13 protein-coding genes and 2 pseudogenes are annotated in these 17,207 nt (G+C 60.3%); 5 read left to right on the forward strand and 10 right to left on the reverse strand.

Annotation, left to right across the window (positions count from 1 at the left end; translation table 11 throughout):
* Positions 1 to 156: 156 nt before the first annotated feature.
* From J8I82_RS13815 to J8I82_RS13830, 4 genes are all read right to left on the reverse strand, one after another.
* Positions 157 to 5,661: a trifunctional serine/threonine-protein kinase/ATP-binding protein/sensor histidine kinase gene (locus J8I82_RS13815; RefSeq protein WP_245179725.1), complete on the reverse strand. Its 5,505-nt coding sequence runs from the start codon at positions 5,659 to 5,661 to the stop codon at positions 157 to 159.
* Positions 5,658 to 6,035 carry a response regulator transcription factor gene (locus J8I82_RS13820; protein WP_209758262.1) on the reverse strand — a complete coding sequence of 126 codons (378 nt, stop codon included), beginning with the start codon at positions 6,033 to 6,035 and terminating at the stop codon, positions 5,658 to 5,660. Before J8I82_RS13820 ends, J8I82_RS13815 begins: the two co-directional genes overlap by 4 nt.
* Positions 6,036 to 6,214: 179 nt before the next feature.
* On the reverse strand, positions 6,215 to 6,877 hold the full coding sequence (locus J8I82_RS13825; protein ID WP_245179728.1) for a response regulator transcription factor: 663 nt from the start codon (positions 6,875 to 6,877) through the stop codon (positions 6,215 to 6,217).
* Between the two features lie 471 nt (positions 6,878 to 7,348).
* Positions 7,349 to 7,801, reverse strand: coding sequence for an Ohr family peroxiredoxin (locus tag J8I82_RS13830; protein WP_209758264.1), 453 nt, complete (start codon positions 7,799 to 7,801; stop codon positions 7,349 to 7,351).
* Positions 7,802 to 8,545: 744 nt separating this feature from the next.
* On the opposite strand from J8I82_RS13830, the gene J8I82_RS13835 reads away from it, so the two are divergent.
* The 3 genes from J8I82_RS13835 (at position 8,546) to J8I82_RS13845 (ending at position 11,226) form a co-directional block, all read left to right on the forward strand.
* Positions 8,546 to 8,932 (forward strand): hypothetical protein, encoded by a 387-nt coding sequence (locus tag J8I82_RS13835; protein WP_209758266.1) that lies wholly within the window; start codon positions 8,546 to 8,548, stop codon positions 8,930 to 8,932.
* A 497-nt stretch (positions 8,933 to 9,429) separates the two neighbouring features.
* Positions 9,430 to 11,022, forward strand: a complete 1,593-nt coding sequence (locus J8I82_RS13840; RefSeq protein WP_209758268.1) for a PAS domain-containing hybrid sensor histidine kinase/response regulator — start codon at positions 9,430 to 9,432, stop codon at positions 11,020 to 11,022.
* 3 nt (positions 11,023 to 11,025) lie between these two features.
* Positions 11,026 to 11,226 (forward strand): response regulator, encoded by a 201-nt coding sequence (locus J8I82_RS13845; RefSeq protein ID WP_336620900.1) that lies wholly within the window; start codon positions 11,026 to 11,028, stop codon positions 11,224 to 11,226.
* Here the strand turns inward: J8I82_RS13845 and J8I82_RS38325 are convergent.
* The 6 genes and pseudogenes from J8I82_RS38325 to J8I82_RS13875 form a co-directional block, all read right to left on the reverse strand.
* Positions 11,194 to 11,354 (reverse strand): annotated as a pseudogene (locus tag J8I82_RS38325) (ISKra4-like element ISBte1 family transposase); the annotation flags it as partial. The gene J8I82_RS13845 and the pseudogene J8I82_RS38325 sit on opposite strands and share 33 nt — an antisense overlap.
* 402 nt (positions 11,355 to 11,756) lie before the next feature.
* Positions 11,757 to 12,257, reverse strand: coding sequence for a MaoC family dehydratase (locus J8I82_RS13855; RefSeq protein ID WP_245179730.1), 501 nt, complete (start codon positions 12,255 to 12,257; stop codon positions 11,757 to 11,759).
* 193 nt (positions 12,258 to 12,450) lie between these two features.
* Positions 12,451 to 12,756, reverse strand: coding sequence for a DUF6880 family protein (locus J8I82_RS13860; protein ID WP_209758272.1), 306 nt, complete (start codon positions 12,754 to 12,756; stop codon positions 12,451 to 12,453).
* A gap of 260 nt (positions 12,757 to 13,016) precedes the next feature.
* A pseudogene (locus J8I82_RS13865) lies at positions 13,017 to 13,184 on the reverse strand (PIN domain-containing protein); the annotation flags it as partial.
* Between the two features lie 238 nt (positions 13,185 to 13,422).
* Positions 13,423 to 13,650, reverse strand: a complete 228-nt coding sequence (locus tag J8I82_RS13870) for a hypothetical protein (RefSeq protein ID WP_209758273.1) — start codon at positions 13,648 to 13,650, stop codon at positions 13,423 to 13,425.
* 371 nt (positions 13,651 to 14,021) lie between these two features.
* Positions 14,022 to 15,281, reverse strand: a complete 1,260-nt coding sequence (locus J8I82_RS13875) for a PAS domain-containing protein (RefSeq protein ID WP_209758275.1) — start codon at positions 15,279 to 15,281, stop codon at positions 14,022 to 14,024.
* A 302-nt stretch (positions 15,282 to 15,583) separates the two neighbouring features.
* Between J8I82_RS13875 and bufB the strand changes: the two genes are divergently transcribed.
* Positions 15,584 to 16,444 (forward strand): MNIO family bufferin maturase, encoded by an 861-nt coding sequence (bufB, locus tag J8I82_RS13880; RefSeq protein WP_209758277.1) that lies wholly within the window; start codon positions 15,584 to 15,586, stop codon positions 16,442 to 16,444.
* Positions 16,428 to 17,207 carry an HvfC/BufC N-terminal domain-containing protein gene (locus tag J8I82_RS13885; protein ID WP_209758279.1) on the forward strand — a complete coding sequence of 260 codons (780 nt, stop codon included), beginning with the start codon at positions 16,428 to 16,430 and terminating at the stop codon, positions 17,205 to 17,207. The genes bufB and J8I82_RS13885 overlap by 17 nt, the downstream gene beginning before the upstream one ends.

A 17,207-nucleotide genomic window follows, 5' to 3' on the forward strand; every position in this document is an offset into this window, starting at 1 on the left:
AGCATGCGACGCTCGGCGGTTGGCTTGTATTGCGCTGTGGTCGACCCGTTTGACCTCCTGGTATCGACGCGCATGATTTCCGCGCGCGAAATGCAGGCAGCCGTCAACCAGCGGGCCGAGAGCCTTTGAACATGGTTTGGCGCTCCGAACCTTGGTTCATTGAAGGCATGGGAGTGTGAAACTGAAAGCCGCGCCGCGAGGCCGATGGGCGTCCGCCCACAGCTTTCCGCCGTGGGCGTCGATGATCGAGCGGCAGATCGCAAGGCCGATTCCCACGCCGCTAGCCTTTGTTGTATAGAAGGATGCAAAGACCCGCTCGCGATCCTCCGGTGCGATGCCGGGGCCCGTATCCGCGACCGTGACGAGCAAGCCCAGCGACGGACTCGATTCGGTGCTGATTACCAATGTCCGCTCTTCTGCGTTGGCGCCGACCATGGCCTCCATCGCGTTGAGGATCAGATTCAGCATCACCTGCTGCAGTTGAACCCGATCGCCGCGAACAGGTGGCAGTCCTTCCGCGAGTTGCTTGTGGACCGTCACGCAATGCTTTGACAGCTCGCCTCGCACGAGTGCGATCACGTTGCCAATGGCATCGTTCAGGTCGACGCTCTCCTCACGGGGAGGTACTTTCCTGACCTGATCGCGGATCCGGCCAATGATGTCGCCAGCCCGGTAGGTATCGCTTACCACACACTTGAGCGCCTCACTAACTTCGGCCAGATCTGGCGGATCGCGTTCAAGAAACCGCAATGCTGCGTTAGCGTTGTTGCGTGCCGCACCAATCGGCTGATTGACTTCGTGCGCGATGGACGCCGCGAGCTGTCCCATGGTGGCCAGGCGGTTCGCGTGCGCCAACTCCGCCTGCACCTCGCGCATCGCCTCCGCAGCGCGCTTGCGATCAGTCAGGTCAAGCACGAATGCGACACCATGGTAGGCATCCTCTTCAAAAGTTGCCGCGCCGATCAGAACAGGTACGCGGCTACCGTCGTTCCGGAGGAATTCCTTCTCATGAGGCTGCACTCGACCAGTCGCCTTTAGTTCGTGAACAAATGTTTGATCGTCACGATCGCGCCACTCCGGCGGTGTCAGATCTGGTAGGCGAACACGCCCCGACGAGAGATCATCACTTTCGTATCCCAACATGAGACGAAAGGCGCTGTTCGCCTCGAGAATTCTGCCGCTTAGATCCCAGAAAAAGATCCCGATGATGTTGGCATCCACGAGACGCCGGATCCTGCCCTCACGTTCGGCAAGGTCGCGGTAGAGACGCGCGTTCTCCATCGAGATGGCGGCCTCCGATGCCAGCAGCTTGAGAACTGCCATTCTAGCTGGGGTGAAGGCGCCGCTCGTCAGGTTGTTTTCCAGGTACAGCACGCCAAGCAGTCTCGTCTGCTTGAGTATCGGCAGACAGAGCACCGACCTCGCGTGATGCGCGCGAATGTAGTCATCAGCGGAGAATGGGTTTTCGCCCGAGGCGTCATGCAGCAGAACGCTTTCCCTGGTCCGCAGGACGTAGCGGAAGACGGACTCCGGCAGATCTGCTGCGGTGACGCTCGCTTGCCGGAGATGGACCTCCACCTTGTCTCTGTTGGTCGTGACTTCTGTTTCTACCCGATACTCATTCCCTCTCGGGAGAATGAGCACACCCCGTTCGGCGCCGGCATGCTCGACGGCCGTACGCGCTAGCGTGTCGATCAGCTTCTCCAGGACGATCTCGCCTGACACCGCTTCAGAGACCTTGGTAACAGTTGCAAGGTCCAGGTGCTCGACGGCCGCAAGCATCGTGCCGGTGAGGTCGGAAGTCGGCTTGTCCATCCAGAGATGCGGATACAACTGTTCGAGCTGTTGAACCTTTCCGTCAGCACCCCAACGCAGGTAGCAGCTTCGGGCATCCCGCAGGTAGGTGTCTGCAATCCTTCCAAACCCGCGCGCCGCGTAGAAGCGCCCCGCCAGTTCGTTGGCGACAGCCTCGTTGTGGACAAAGCCGTGCGTGCGGGCCGACCGTGCGGCCTTCTCATAGAGCTCCTGGGCGTCCAGCGTGCGGCCTTCGATCCGTGCGATCTCGGCGCCAACGATGGCTGCGCGGTTCTCAAAGGTGGCAGGGTTATGTTCGGCCCACGTCTCGAGGTGCTTGTAATGGGCTATCAGAGCATCAAAATGCTTCCCTTTCTGGCCGGAAGATGCAAGATCCCAGGCCGCGGCATGGGCAAGCGCGCCGTATAGCCACAATTCTGCACTTTCAAAATTCAAGGTCGATGACCAGAGCAGCCGCTGCGCGTTCTGCGCGGCATCAACCGCCGACGCGTGGTCTCCCGCAAGGAAGCGTGCCTGCAATTTACGGCACCAATAGTAGAACTCGCCGAGCGCCAAAGTGGGGTTGCTGGCCAGATGGCGTTCGGTCTCCAATTCGCTATAGCCCTCGTGATCCAACCGCCCGAAAGTCGCGGTCAGCCCACGGAGAGACCGGACTAGCCCAAGGTGGGCGCTGCAGGCGGCAGTGACAAGTCTCACGCGTGCCATCCTGGAAAACGCAAGACCGTCTTCGGCCTTCTTTTGCACATCTGCGAGAGGATCTCCTACCGCCAGGCAAATTGTGACCGACGTGCTCCAGCTATAACCGGCAAAGGTGAGGTCGCCGAGTCGCCAGGCAGCATCGAATGCCCGCCGTATCAACTCGCGCCCGCTGGCAGGATGTCTCGTCCAGGGCAGGACGAGAGCACCCACACACAGGTAGGTTCGCGCTTGATAGCGCACCAGGCCGCGCTTCTCGACCAGGTCATACCCCAGCTGGGCGAACCGGAATCCGTCGCGGAAGTTGTCAAAGCGCGGTCCGGCGACAAGCGCCATCCAGACATAGGCGAAGCACGAAGCATCGCAGTTGCCGTGTTCGAGGCTCAGAGTCACCATGCGGCAGACCACAAGCGATGACAGGTTCGCGTCGAAGAGGTTCGATGTCGTGACGGCTTCCGTGAAAACATCCAGGGTGTCGAGGACATCGGGATCCGTTATCAGTGGCAGCGCAACCAGTTCTTCAATCTTCCGGCCGCCGAGGAGAATCCAGATACGTTCGTACTCGCGTATCGCGTCTTCGCGGGACGGGTGTTTCCGCCATACGATCCCGTCGCGACGGAGCCACTCCAGAAAGACGTCGAGCCCGCTGTCGTTCTGGTCCAGCGCGGTGTAAAGCCTGATCCGCAACAGTGTCGCGACGCAGTAGTCATGGCGATTCGTGGCGTGTTCGGCTAACCGCGATAGTCGATTCTCGGCCGTCGACATATCTCCCGTCAGCAGTTCGCACTCGGCCATCAGGCACTCGATGGAGAACATGAGTGTGTAGTTGTGCTCCCAGGTCTCTTCTGCAAGGAGGACCCTGGCCGCCCTGAGGTATTTGAGCGCCGAGACGTAGGCAGTCGAGATCTTTGCGTGCCGTCCAGCGATCAGATTAAGGCCAGCAACGTTCTCCCGCTCCTCGACCGAGGTGATGAGATCGGAGCCGTGGTTTAGTTGATTGACGATTTCGAATATGGCCGCCTCCCGCTTCTCCGCGGGCGTGTGCTCGGCCAGGAGCATGCCAAGACGAAGATGTGTCGCGGGGCGCAGTTCCTGAGGGATCAATGAATAGGCCGCCTCCTGCACGCGATCGTGGAGAAAGCGGTAGCTGGCGCTCGAGCGAAAGACCAAGCCAGCGCGAACCGCCTCCCACAGGTGGCCGTGCAATGCTTCGACCGATACCTGACAGACCAACCGCAGGACGTCGAACCCGGCGCTGTTTCCCAGGCAAGCAAACTGCTGCAGTGTCTTCTGCGTAGCCATTGGCAGGCGGTTCATCTTATCGACCATCAGCTCCACGACGTTGTCGGTGTAGCCCTTGGCATGGATGCGGTCCAGATCCCACGACCATCGCCCTTCACCGTAGTCAAAGGCGAGCAAGCCCTCGTCTGCCAGCGTGGAGATGAACTGGATCGCGAAGAATGGATTGCCGGTCGTCTTCTCGTGAATCAATTGCGCCAACGGGCCGACGCGCTCCGGATCGCAGCGAAGGCAGTCTGCCAGCAATTGCGCCAGGTCGTCGCGAGCCAGTGGGGCGAGGACGATTTCCTGCAGCACGGCCCCGGCTTGGCGCATGGCGCCCAGCTTGCGCACCAGGGGATGGGTCGCGCAGATCTCGTTGTCCCGATAAGCGCCGATCAGCAGAAGGTGCTTCAGATCGGAGCGCGTCAACAGGTCCTCGAGTAGTTCGAGCGTGGCCGCGTCCAGCCATTGCAGATCGTCGAGAAACAGGGCGAGCGGATGCTCGGGTCGCGCGAAAACCCCGATGAAGCGCCGGACTACCAGCTGGAAGCGCCCTTGCGCGTCCTGCGGAGGAAGTTCAGGCACAGAGGGCTGTTCCCCGATGATGTGCTTCAACTCGGGGACGAGCTCGATCATGAGCAGTCCGTTCGGATCCAGTGCCTCGCAAAGCGCGTCGCGCCATTTGCACAAGTCTTCCTCGTTCTTGCTCAGGAGCGGGCGGATCAGTCCCTGGAAGGCCTGGGCCAGCGTGGCATACGGAATGTCGCGCTTGTACTGGTCGAACTTTCCTGCCGCGAACAGCCCGCGCGGGAAAACAAGCGGCTTCTGGAGTTCGTTGACGACGGCGGATTTGCCGATGCCCGAGTATCCGGAAACGAGCACTAACTCGGACCTGCCCCCGGCAACGATGCGATCAAACGCGGCGAGAAGCGTGTCGACCTCAGATCCGCGACCGTAGAGCTTCTCGGGGATCATGAGGCGATCCGGAACGTCATGATGGCCGGGCGTGAAATCGTGGATGCCCCCGGTCGCGTTCCATTCTGAGAGGCAGTGCCGGAGGTCGCGCTCGACACCCGCCGCCGACTGGTATCGGTCCTCGGCGGTCTTGGCGAGCATCTTCATGGCGATGGAGGAGACGGCGATCGGAATACTGGACAATTGCTCGCTGGGGCTTGTCGGCTGTCGCGCAATGTGACAGTGCACCCACTCCATCGGGTCAGATGCCGTGAATGGAAGACGGCCGGTCAGCATTTGATAGAAAGTGACTCCGAGCGAGTACAGGTCGCTCCGGGAGTCGATGGAGCGGTTCACCCGCCCAGTTTGCTCGGGTGCCATATAGGCGAGCGTTCCTGCGATGAACTCCGGAGGTTCAGGAGACTGCCGTTCGCGCGGGAGGCGAGATGCAATGCCGAAGCCGGTGAGCCAGACTCGCTCAGTCGCCGATTCCACAATCAAGTTGGCAGGCTTAATGTCCTTGTGGATCAGCCCACGTCCGTGAAGCTGGCCGAGTGCGGCTACCATCGCCACCGCAAGTCGCAGAAATCGTCCGATTTCCATGGGCTGGCCGATCAAGCGGTCCAGCGGCTCACCTGTTGAGAAATCGACGATCAGCATTGTCCGTCCGGGCTCGCGCACGAGTTCTGTCGGGCGCAACGCCCACCGGGCGTCGAGGTAGTCCCTGAGTTCGTATTCGTGGACGAGACGACTGGTCCGCTCTTGCGTCGAATGCTTGGCGCCGGAGATCAGGGGCATGAAAGCGTGTCGGTCACCTTCAGCGTCGTCGCCCCTAAGTCTGCAGAACACACGCTCTGCGTTCTCCCACAGGATATCCGGAGAGTCATCGGCCATGTCGCCGTCGGGCGCGTTCATGGCGCCACTTGAGAAATATTGTCGCGCGCGAAGACGCGACGAAGGCAAGCGATCAGGATCGCCTCGTCCAATGGCTTGTGAAGGTAGCTGCTGACTCCCAAGCTCAACATGCGTTTCCGGACATTATCTTCCGGATAGGCTGTGATCAGGATCGTAGGAATGTTGCGCCCCGTCGCGATAAGGTGCTGGTAAAGCTCGGCACCCGTCATGGCGGGCATGTGGACGTCCGCGACCAGGCAGGCAGTAGCGGGAAGTTGCGCGGACGTGAGGAACTCGGCCGCGGACGGAAACACCGCGACGGTGTAGCCGTGCGACTTGAGCAGTCTTCGCATGGAGTCGCGAAAGGACTGGTCGTCATCGACGATGGAGATCAAGGATGGCTCGGGCACGACAGTTTCCGGTGCGTCATTTGCGGTCTCGATAACGCACCCCATGGCACGACCGAGTATCGCTTTGTTGCCAAGAGTACCGCCGCAGCGAGGCTGGATCTCTAAGCCTTGGTTTAGGCGAGCGGATGCGCCCCTGGAGCCATGTCGGCTCCAGGTTCTGGCGGCTATGAGTGCTCAGCTTTCTTTGGAAGCAGGTTGAGTTTCTCCGCCATTCGGCAGAGTTCCGGGAGCGATGCCGCCTCGATCTTGCGCATCATGTTGCTCCGATGAACCTTCACCGTGGTTTCGGTGATGCCCATGTCGCCGGCAATCTGCTTGTTCAGCCGACCCTGTACGACTTGGACGAGGATCGCGCGTTCGCGCGGCGTCAGTTCTTCGAACCGTGCCCTGAGCGCGCTCAAGGACTCTTCGTTCTCGCGGCGCGCCCGATCTCGAGCGAGCCCCACATTCACGGCATCCAGCAAATCCTGATCCCGGAACGGCTTCGTCAGAAAGTCAATGGCGCCCGCCTTCATCGCCTGCACGGTCATCGGGATGTCGCCGTGCCCGGTGATGAAAACGATCGGAAGCTCCGCGCCCGCCGCGGCAAGATCACGCTGGAATTCCAGCCCGCTCCTCCCCGGCATTCTTACATCCAGAACTAGACAGGTAGGACCATCGGGCGGCTCGGATTTCGCGAACTCGGCTATCGACGCAAACGCTCGGACATGCAGTCCGGCTGACCGCAAGAGCCGTTCTAGGGATTGGCGAAACTCCGTGTCATCGTCGATGACCACAACACAGGTATCCGAGTTCGATGCCTCTTTCATTAGCGATCGAAGTTCCATTGGAAGCGCTCCATCGCCTTGCAGGTTGGCGCATGATATGCCGCAGTGGTCGATCAAGTTCCCCACGGCAGATGCGGATTTTCTCGTCTGGGTGGACCAAACCATTCCAGCACTCTCTTCCCGCCAGCGCGCTGCCTGTCCTGGTCTTGCGACGATCGGTGGCTTGCGCACGACTGCCTGACGTTGGAACAGGCATAAGTAACGTGTTAGGCGAAGGAGCGCGGATGTCAAGTCAAGTGGCTTCCCTAGCACCTCGGCTGCCCGATCGCGCCAGTCGCAAGGCGATGCAGGGCGGCGGAGCCGGGTGGGCGCTGGACCGATTCGCCGCAGTTGGCGCCCGCCGACTGCTACATCACTAAACATCGGTTGCTCGTGTCTTGTTTTCTTGGCTGGCGAGGGAACGGAAAGCTCGGCGGTGGTGCGATCGACGGCCGGTCCGACGATCATGGACAAAGCGGACCGGCCGCGCGATCACGCTGCGACGATATTCATCGCGACGTCGATGTTGCCGTGGACTGCCTTCGAGTATGGGCAGACCTCGTGCGCTGCGTGCGCGATGGCTTCAGCGATGTCGAGTGCGACGCCGGGCATGCTGACGTTGAACCGGGCCTGAATGAAATAGGCGTCGCCTGTCTTGCCCAGATCGACCTCGATGTCAACGGAAAGGTCGGAGGGAAGCGCCACCTTTTTCGCCTTGGCCACGAGGCCGAGCGCGCCGGTGTAGCAGGCCGACCAGGCGCCCGCGAACAACTGCTCAGCGGTCGGATGCATATGAATCGCCGTGAACGTGATCTCGTTACCTGCGCCGCCGGGCGTCGAGAGCTGGATGTCAATGCGTTCATCACCGCGGCGAGCGTTTTCATGACGGCTGGCTGTCGTATGAGTCTTACCTGTGAGTAGTACGGTCTGGATCTTGGTAGTCATTGCGAAATCCTCAGTGGTTGCGTTCGGGTGTGACTGCAAGTGTTCACAACCCGGGAGTAAGCATGCGCCGCGCTACGGTTGGCTTGTATTGCGCCGTGGTCGATCAGTTCTACCTCCTGGCATCGACGCGCCCGATTGCCACACGCGAAACGTAGTCAGTCTTCAACTAATGGGCCGACGGCATGTGCACAGGGTTGGGCGCTCTGAACCTTAGTTGAGTGGAAGGCCGGCAGCGTGAACCTGAAGCCGCGCCGCGAAGCCAAAGGACCTTCGCCAGGAGTATCCAAGCGCCAGAAGGTGGATCTCCGTCGACGTCCGGCCTGAGTAAAGCTCTCAGGAGGTGGCGCCCGACCCGGATTGAGAAGGGAACGCGTGACGGGGACCACGACGCGAGATACCGAGCCGATGGTGCATCCCTATGCACAACGGAACCATCTACATGCAATGACATCACCCATGGCTAAGAGCGCATAGAACGGCCTATCGCTTTGGTTTAGGTGTTCTTGACCGTGGTACAAGGCCGGCATCCCTGACGACTATGGCAGTGACCGAATCGATGAATGAAGCGGTGCCATTGGAAGCTTCGGTACAGAGACACCGCTCCCCAGGTTTACGAAACACATGCGGACATCCAATTGGTGGCGGCATGTATTTCGACCAGACTGCATTCACGGTTTCGCGAGCGGTCCGAACAACCTCGGCTCAAGCCAAGCCGGATTTCATCGATATAGATTGGAGAACATCATGAATGCTCGTATCGCAAGCACCCTTGCCGCGGTCGCCTTCGCTGCCGCCAGCGCGCTGACCACTCCCCTCTCCCACGCTGGAGATGTGCACGTCGGTGGAAAGAGCGCCAATCCGCATGACTACATCCAAAACCATGGAAAGCGCGACCCGTACACCGACGGAGCACGCGTTGGGGACAAGCGTGACCCCTACACCGACGGCGCTCGGGTTGGGGATAAGCGGAATCCCTTCACGGACGGTGCCCGCCAGGGGAATTTTGAAGTGCGCACCGAAGGTGTAAGGCTTTCGCCTGCCAAGAGGGGTTATTTCAGCATCCAGCTCGCCGGTCGAGACCTGACTGGTGTATCGGCGCCTCCTGGCACGAGCGACCAGGCTGTGTCTTAAGGTGCGAGCCCGCGGCTGCTAGGTGGTAAGCGTCCTGCCCCCCGCCTTGATGGCTCCGCAAATTATTTAGGCGATTCAAGGTGTGTCCGCTCGGCCGCCGTTCGACGCGAGTGGCACTGGGTGGGCAGTCGCACCCCCGCACGGCGCAACCCGACGCGAGGCGAATCAATCACTTTTTTTTGGAGCATCCGAAGGCTTGCTCGGCAGCCTCGGAGCACGCCACCTCTCCGGCTGGCTGCGACTGGTTTGCCCGGTCGCAGCACCATGGCCAGTTTGGCCAAACGACGAGGTCGCCCCCCGTATGGCGCCAGTTCAGCCGATGGTGCTTTCCTGCCGTTTGGTCAAAGACGTCGTGGAATGTGCCTGTTTGAGGACATCTCTGTTCGGCCAGCAAAATTGCTCTGTACATGCCGCGGCAGAGCATATCCTCCTCAAGAGTCCCTCGTTCAATCTGAATTCATCCTCTCCTGGGCAGTCTCCCCTCCTTGTGGCAGACCATGCGTAAGCAACCCACGCACCGACCGGCTAAGCCATTTTCCTCAGTCTCCGGCATTCGGGAAGGCGAACAGCACTTCAGGCTGCTGGCCGACGGTATCCCTCATATCGTGCTGACCGCGGAGCCTGACGGGTGGATCGACTATTGCAACCAGCGCTGGACCACCTATACGGGACTTACGCTTGAGCAAACACAAAGCGGTGCCTGGGAGACGGTTATACATCCGGATGATTTACAAGGCACAAGCGACAACTGGAGGAGTTCCATCGCAAGCGGATGCGAATATGAAATTGAATTTCGCTTGAGAAGGGCCTCCGATGGTGCCTATCGATACCACCTTGCCCGCGGAGCACCCTTTAAAGACCCCGATGGACAGGCCGTGAAGTGGTTTGCGACCTGCACAGATATCGAGGACCAAAAACGGGCGCAGACGGCGGCCGAGAGCGCTAACCGTGCAAAATCGGATTTCCTTTCCAGCATGAGCCATGAGTTGCGGAGCCCGTTGAATGCGATCCTTGGCTTCGCGCAGTTGATGGCCTCGGATTCGCCGCCGCCGACTTCCACGCAGCAGGGCAGTATCGACCAGATTCTGAAAGCGGGCTGGCATCTGCTGGAGTTGATCAATGAGGTCCTTGATCTCGCGAAGATCGAGGCCGGGCAGGCGTCTTTGTCGCCGGAGCCGGTTTCCCTGGCCGAAGCCTTGCGCGAATGCCAAGCCATGATCGAACAGCAGGCACTGAAGCGAGGCATTCGCATGCGCTTCCCCTTATTCGATATGCCATGCTTTGTCCGTGCTGATCGCACCCGCCTGAAGCAGATCTTGCTCAATCTTCTCTCCAACGCCATCAAGTACAACCGAGACAATGGAACAGTCGAGGTGGGCGTGACCACGGGGGACTGCATTCGCATCAGCGTGCGCGACACCGGCACGGGATTGGCACCGGAACGGTTAGCGCAACTCTTCCAGCCGTTCAACCGCCTGGGACAAGAAGCCGGCCCCGAGGAAGGCACGGGCATCGGCCTCGTGGTGGCCAAGCGCCTGGTGGAACTGATGGAAGGAAGTATCAGTGCCCAAAGCACGGAGGGCGTGGGCACCGTATTCCGGGTCGAACTACCCGCTTCACGCCCTCCGGAATTGACGGACGAGAGCGTCGAGCTAGCGGTACCGGCGAAAGCGCAATCAGAGAACGGCCCATCGGTGCACACACTGCTGTATGTCGAGGACAACCCCGCCAACTTGAATCTGGTGGAGCAACTCATCGCGCGTAGGGCCGATATGCGCTTGCTGACCGCGGTGACCGGCACGCTCGGCGTCGAAGTTGCGCGCACTTCGCTGCCGGAAGTGATTGTGATGGATATCCATCTGCCCGATATCAACGGCATCGAAGCGCTGGGACTCCTGCGCGAAGACCCGAAGACGGCGCACATTCCAGTCATTGCCCTCAGTGCCAATGCGATGCCACGCGACATCGAAAAGGGCATTCGAGCAGGATTCTTCCGCTACCTTACCAAGCCGATCAAGCTCAATGAGTTCATGGAGGCGCTGAGCGCGGCGTTGGAACAGATAAAAAGTGGAACTGCTCAGAGTGAATGATGCATGACGCGCTATATGATCAGTTCATCCGACATTCTTGAAGCAAGCATCTTGGTCGTCGACGATCTGGAGGCCAATGTCCTGTTGCTGGAGCAAGTGCTACACAGGGCCGGCTACGCTTGCGTTGCGTCCACCATGGATCCGCATGCGGTTTGCGAGCTTCACCACCAGAACCATCGTCCGCTGCAGCCGACCCAGCAATGATTTCGCCTCCTCAAGAGCAGGCCCAGCGAGCCCACATCAAGGCCGTCTCTCTGGAACTGGGCTATTTCGGTGACGGTGGCTGGTACCCCTCCCTCGTTCTGCACTACAAGTTGCAAGGTGATACGCATGGCCGCCCTCCTCCCGTGGAGGCTGCGGCGACCAGTCTACCCCTCGAGGTGTCGCAACCGATCATTGACGATCTGACGATCAAAGCGACGATCCAGCCAAGTCAGCCACCTGTCGACCTCATCGCGTAAGTCTTCCAGCACAATAGGACCCTCGCGCAGCGACTCGATCCAATCGCGGAACTCATATTCACTGTGTTCGCGAAAGTCGACTGGACAATCTGCGACGATGACGGGATTCGGTACCTCTGGCGCATCAATCTGGACGTGGTGCGGCGCTGAGGATGCAGCCGATCCACGAAACCGCCTATCCAACGCTGCCGGCTGAACCGGTAACGATAGCGGACTTGCCTGCGAGTTTGCTCATGTTGTCTCTTCCTTTGCGATAGATAGTTGTTGGAAAAATCAGCTCATCGCCACGGTGGCCTCGCCCAGCAGCTTGTCTTCGCCGTACTGGTTGGTGCCCTTGATCGCGACTTTGACGCGCTTTTCACCATTAGCCTCGAACTTCTCGACGATTTCACCGCAGGTCGGCTGGTTGCCGAGGTGCGTAATGCCGGTAAAGCGAATGGCCACGTTGCGCAGTGCGGTCTGCGGGACCCAGCCCGTCAGCAGGCGGCCGAGGTAGGCCGCCGACAGCATGCCGTGAGCGAACACGTCCGGCATGCGTGCTTTGCGAGCGAAGTCGATGTCGATATGGATGGGATTGTGGTCGCCGGACGTGCCGGCGTAGAGGGCCAACGCGGTGCGGTTGATCGCCGGCAGCGCCCGCGGGGGCGGTTTGTCGCCAACGTTCACTTCCGGGCTCGCTTCGCCGGTTGCTTTGGCAAAGAAGCGCAGACGCCCTTCTCCACCTCGATGGCCCCCCTTGGCCAAGGCCAGTCCAATCATGCTCTTGTCAGCCATTTGATCTCCTTTCGATAATTGAGGCAGCACACGGGTCCAGCCACACGCCGCCTGGATGCCGTTCAGCCTCGCCCGTACAGCGTCACGACAGATGCCACGCTTGCACGACTTGCAGGCCGACACATTGACACTCTGACAGGCACAATCGAACGGCTAAGGGGTCGGGTACAGACGGAAGTACGCCTGCCCCGCTTCAATAGAGACATAGCATCAGGGAAGATTCAGAGCATGCTCTTGGGCAACGCCTTGAGTTGCGAGACGTAGGGGCTGGTGCCCACATCTCAGCTAATGCAATCGCCTGCATCAGCGCACGATATTCTCCATATTGATTGGCGTTGAGGGCCGCGACCACTTTCGTGGCGAATACTGCAGGCTCGACACCTGCGTGGTTGCTGAGTTTGACAAGGTTGGAGCAGGCTTCGTCAAAGATCACGCTGATTTCCCAGCCTTCTTCCGTTGTGCGTTCGTAGACTGTCTCGGCGAGCGCGATAAGTCCCACATCAGAGCTCTGCCCCCTCGCTCGCCATCAAACATAACCCCCAGCGCGCTGGCAATTTTTCGGTGTACGGACGTTATGTTTAAATAGCCGCCGCGTGGCCTGCCCTTTGTTGAGGGGCATCTGCCAAGGCGCAACTGGACCTGATGAATGAACCCGCTCCTCATGCACAGCCCGGAGCGCCCAGCGCATTGCCATCGCTCTGATGGATAGCCGAGAGATTGCTAAATATACGGGATTCCCGGTCGGAGACAGCGTGCGAGTCAGTGACCGGTATGCCAATCCTCGACCGTCAGTTGCGCGACGCGGGCGAACTCCCGGATATTGTGCGTCACGAGAATCAGATTACGCGCCCTCGCCTGCCCCGCAATCAAGACGTCATAAGGGCCGATCGGCGTACCCACCGCCGCCAGCTGCGCGCGAATCTCTCCAAAGGGCGGATTCGACGAAACCGGATGCAAGGGCTACCCGGTTCGGAAAGCGGTCGCTGCGGTTTACGACAATTTCCGAACACTCGCCATGTGCGCGACGGCGTCGCCAGGCGCGCCTTACTGGACCCGGTGTATCGCGTTGAGAAGCCCCCCGCAAAGAGAGATTCTCTCGGGGGGACTGAAATTGTCGCACAGAGCTCGCGACCATCACATCGTGGCTTCATTAAGCCGTCGGCACCTATTTTTGTGAGCGCTCTTCGATATACCCATCGCGGTTGGTGATTCTCGCGCCGTCCGTAAACACATCCCGCCGACCGGTGCTTGCCCTGCCACCATTGGTGTAGGGAGGTTCCTGCGCCTTCACAGCGCCATCGGTATAGACATCCCGCATCCCGATGCCGGCATGGGCTACCCCAGCACCGAGCGCGGCAATTGCCGCAATGAGTGATAAGACGTTCTTCAGCATTTTCCACTCCTTTTCAGGTGGTTACAGGGTTCCGTTCACTTTGACGTGTGCGCTGCAGGACTGAGCCAGCACGCCGCATGGTCTTGACTCAGACAGGCGAGTGCTTGTCCTTGAGATGTAGTGTGCGCAATAGAACTCACGCATTGATCCGTTAAAGATCAAATTTTCATCACAGCGCACCACTGAGTGCCTCTGAGTCCTTCCATGCAGGCGCAATAAAGCCAGTCACGTCGACGATCATGCTCGATCGTGTCCGGGCGAAAATGCAGCATCGGAAGCAAGGTCTGGTCTTGTGGCGCCGCCCATGGCGCGTCAGGCGGCGACAAAAGACGTCGCCGGCAAGCAGCGTTCGCGCATAGCCCGTCTCTGCGCTATCTGGCACCCGGCTCCGCCTGCGCGCGGGTCAGGCGCTCGAGAACGGCCTTGCGCTCTATTTCGGCGGCAGCGCGTGCGGTAAAGATGCGGTAGACATAGTCCATCAAGACTTCTTCTTCTTTCATTTTTCGAATATTGAGGAAGGCCATATGCCCGATCACCTTGCCTCGGCTGTCCTGGATCGGCAAGCCGTAATAGCATTCGAAGCCCTGCTCCCGCGGAAATAGTTTGCCAATTCCTTCCGGGTAGAACACCGGCAAGCCGTGGTCGAAAACGGCCTCGCAAGGCGTGCCGGCCAGATCATATTCAACGTTGTCGCGAAAGTCGTCCTTGAACCAGAAGGCCAGTGTGTGGACCCGCCGTGGCGGCCACCCCGTGCACTCCGTGACAAAGGCGCAGGGAACGTCCAGCGCAGCGGCGAAGTGGCGCACCAAAGCGCGAAAGAATTCGTCGCCACAGGTACCGGCTGTGCCTTCGACGATGTGCCTGAGAATGTCTTCGACGCGCTTGATCCGAGTTACGTCGGTGTCCAAGCCGACTAGCCGCAAAGCCTTGCCGTTGGCATGGCGAATGGCGCTACCCAGGGAATTGACCCACCGGTAATGCCCGTCCTTGTGTAGCAACCGGCACTGCTGCTGATAACGTGGGCTGGCCCCTTCGATATGCCTTCTCAAGGCTTGCTCGACGGCTAGCAAATCGGCGGGATGCACCCGTTCCTTCCAGGCCTGCAGGCTGTCCGGGATCTCATCTTCCTCAAAGCCGAGCATGGCCTTCCAGCGTTGCGACAGGTGGATTTGGTTGGTCTGGAAATTCCATTCCCACAGACCGTCATCGGCGCTGCGCATGGCCAGCGCGTAGCGCTCTTCGCTGGAACGCAGCGCGATCTCCTGCTGTCGGCGCTGCTCCACCGACAATGCGAGCTCGCTATGCGCGGACGCGACGCGGGCACGCAGGTCCGTGACGAGTTGGCGAATCTGTTGGAGTTCATCAGGTGTGCTGAGGCCGACGGTATCATCGCGCGTGGCCTCGGACGCGGCGCAGTTACGCAACAGGGCGACGAGCGGACGTCCCAGAAAGACTTGAATGGCAAGTGCGAGGACGCCAAGCAACAGCGCCAGCCCGATTGCCGCAACCAGCGCGATGCCCGTGCGAGTGCCGGGTGGGCCTGCGCCAGGCACCCAACCGAGCAAGAGGTAGCCAATCAGAACAACACTGACCAACGCCGGCGGCAGCAGCAGCTTTCCTCTCAGGCCCATCTGGATTTCCCTTCCGGTACCACCTTGCCCGTACCGACTCGTATCGCAACAAAATGGCCTTTGCCTTACACTTTGCCCGGTTACTATCGAGGCGTGCAACGTTTACGCCACCCGGCGTGACATGCCGGCGCAAGCCCTTCCTAACATAGCCCACGATTCCGCCACCAACCAGTGCCGCGGAAATATGCCCGCGCCTGCGCATGGCGACTGATCGGCCGACTAAATTGAAGGCCGCGTGAGAGTTTCGTGACCTTTGTCGGCCAGAGTGACATTGAGCGCAATCGCCACCGACAGGACCTCCAATGCCAACCACCAGTCTCCACCCGAATCCGGGAGCCGCTGTCCCGCCGCGAGCCGGGATCGGCTTGCGCGCGCCACACTATCGGCAGATCCTTTCGGAAACCCCGTCCACAGGGTGGTTCGAAGTCCATAGTGAAAACTTCTTCGGTGATGGCGGTCAGCCCCTGCACTACCTGGCACAGGTGCGGGCCACCTACCCGCTGAGCCTGCACGGGGTCGGCCTGTGCCTGGGCGCTACGGATCGGCCGGATCGCACACACCTGCAGCGTCTGGCTGCCCTGATCCGGCGCTTCCAGCCAGGGCTGGTATCCGAACACCTGAGCTGGGGCCGCATCGGAGACCGCTACCTTAACGACCTGCTGCCCCTGCCCTACACCGAGGAATCGCTCGCACTCGTGTGCGGGCACGTTGCGGAAGTGCAGGACTACCTGCAACAGCCGTTGCTGGTCGAAAACATTACCAGCTATCTCCGGTTTACCCACTCGACGATTCCCGAGCCAGAATTCATCGCGGCGCTGGTGGCACGAACCGGTTGCGGCATCCTCCTTGACGTCAACAACATCTACGTCAACGCCGTCAACCACGGCACCGATGCATCGGCCTATATCGATGCGATTCCCGTGGGAGCCGTGAACGAGATCCACCTGGCCGGCTTTGATCAAAGCGATGGCATGCTGATCGACACCCATGGCCAACGCGTGGCTGAGCCGGTGTGGAGTCTCTATCAGCATGCGCTCGCCCGCTTCGGCGCCGTTCCCACCCTGATCGAGTGGGATACGGAGATTCCCCCATTCGAGGTACTTTTCGAAGAAGCCCGAAGGGCCGACCAGATGCTGGAGACCGACGATGCCTTCAGTGCTTGAAATCCAGGGTTGCTTTGCCCGTGCGGTGCTCGAACAGGATATGGCCGCACTGTCCGGCCACGTCGTCGGAGGCGCCGCTGATGTGCAGCGGTGCCTCCGCATCTATGCCAGCAATATGCGCCACAACTTGAGCGAGGCCCTGCGCGCCGTTTATCCCGTGATCGAGCGCCTGGTTGGCGAGTCCTTCTTCGATGCCACGGCGGGCCGGTATATCCGGGCCTGCCCATCCACCAGCGGCGACATACAGCGCTTTGGCAAGAGCTTTCCCGACTTCCTAGCGCAATTCGAGCCGGCCGCAGGCTTGCGCTACCTGCCGGATGTTGCCAGGCTCGAATGGCTCATGCATGAAGTGTTCCATGCGGCAGATGCCGGGCCGCTCGCGCTGGATCGCCTGGGCGCGCTCGCCGAAGCCGATGCCGCAGTCCTGCACCTGATGCTGAATCCAGCCTGCCGCCTGTTTGCGTCGCCGTTTCCTGTGTTGCATATCTGGCGGGCGAACCAGCCAGATTCAGCGGTCGATATCGAGATCGACGCCGACCTCGGTGGCGACGGGCTGCTGGTCAGGCGCAGCGGCTTTGTGGTGGAAGTGCAATCCCTGGCGATCGGTGAATACGCCATGCTCGAGGCTCTGGATCGCGGCACCGCGCTCGAGCCGGCATATCAGGGGGCGCTGCAGGCTGCGCCCGACTTCGCGCTCGCCGACTTTATCCAGCGACGCATTCTGGACGCGACCATCACTGACTTCGACGCTCGCGCCGCCTGA

Origin of the sequence: Cupriavidus consociatus (genome assembly GCF_017814975.1) — a bacterium.
In the GTDB taxonomy this organism is placed as follows: Bacteria; Pseudomonadota; Gammaproteobacteria; order Burkholderiales; family Burkholderiaceae; genus Cupriavidus; species Cupriavidus consociatus.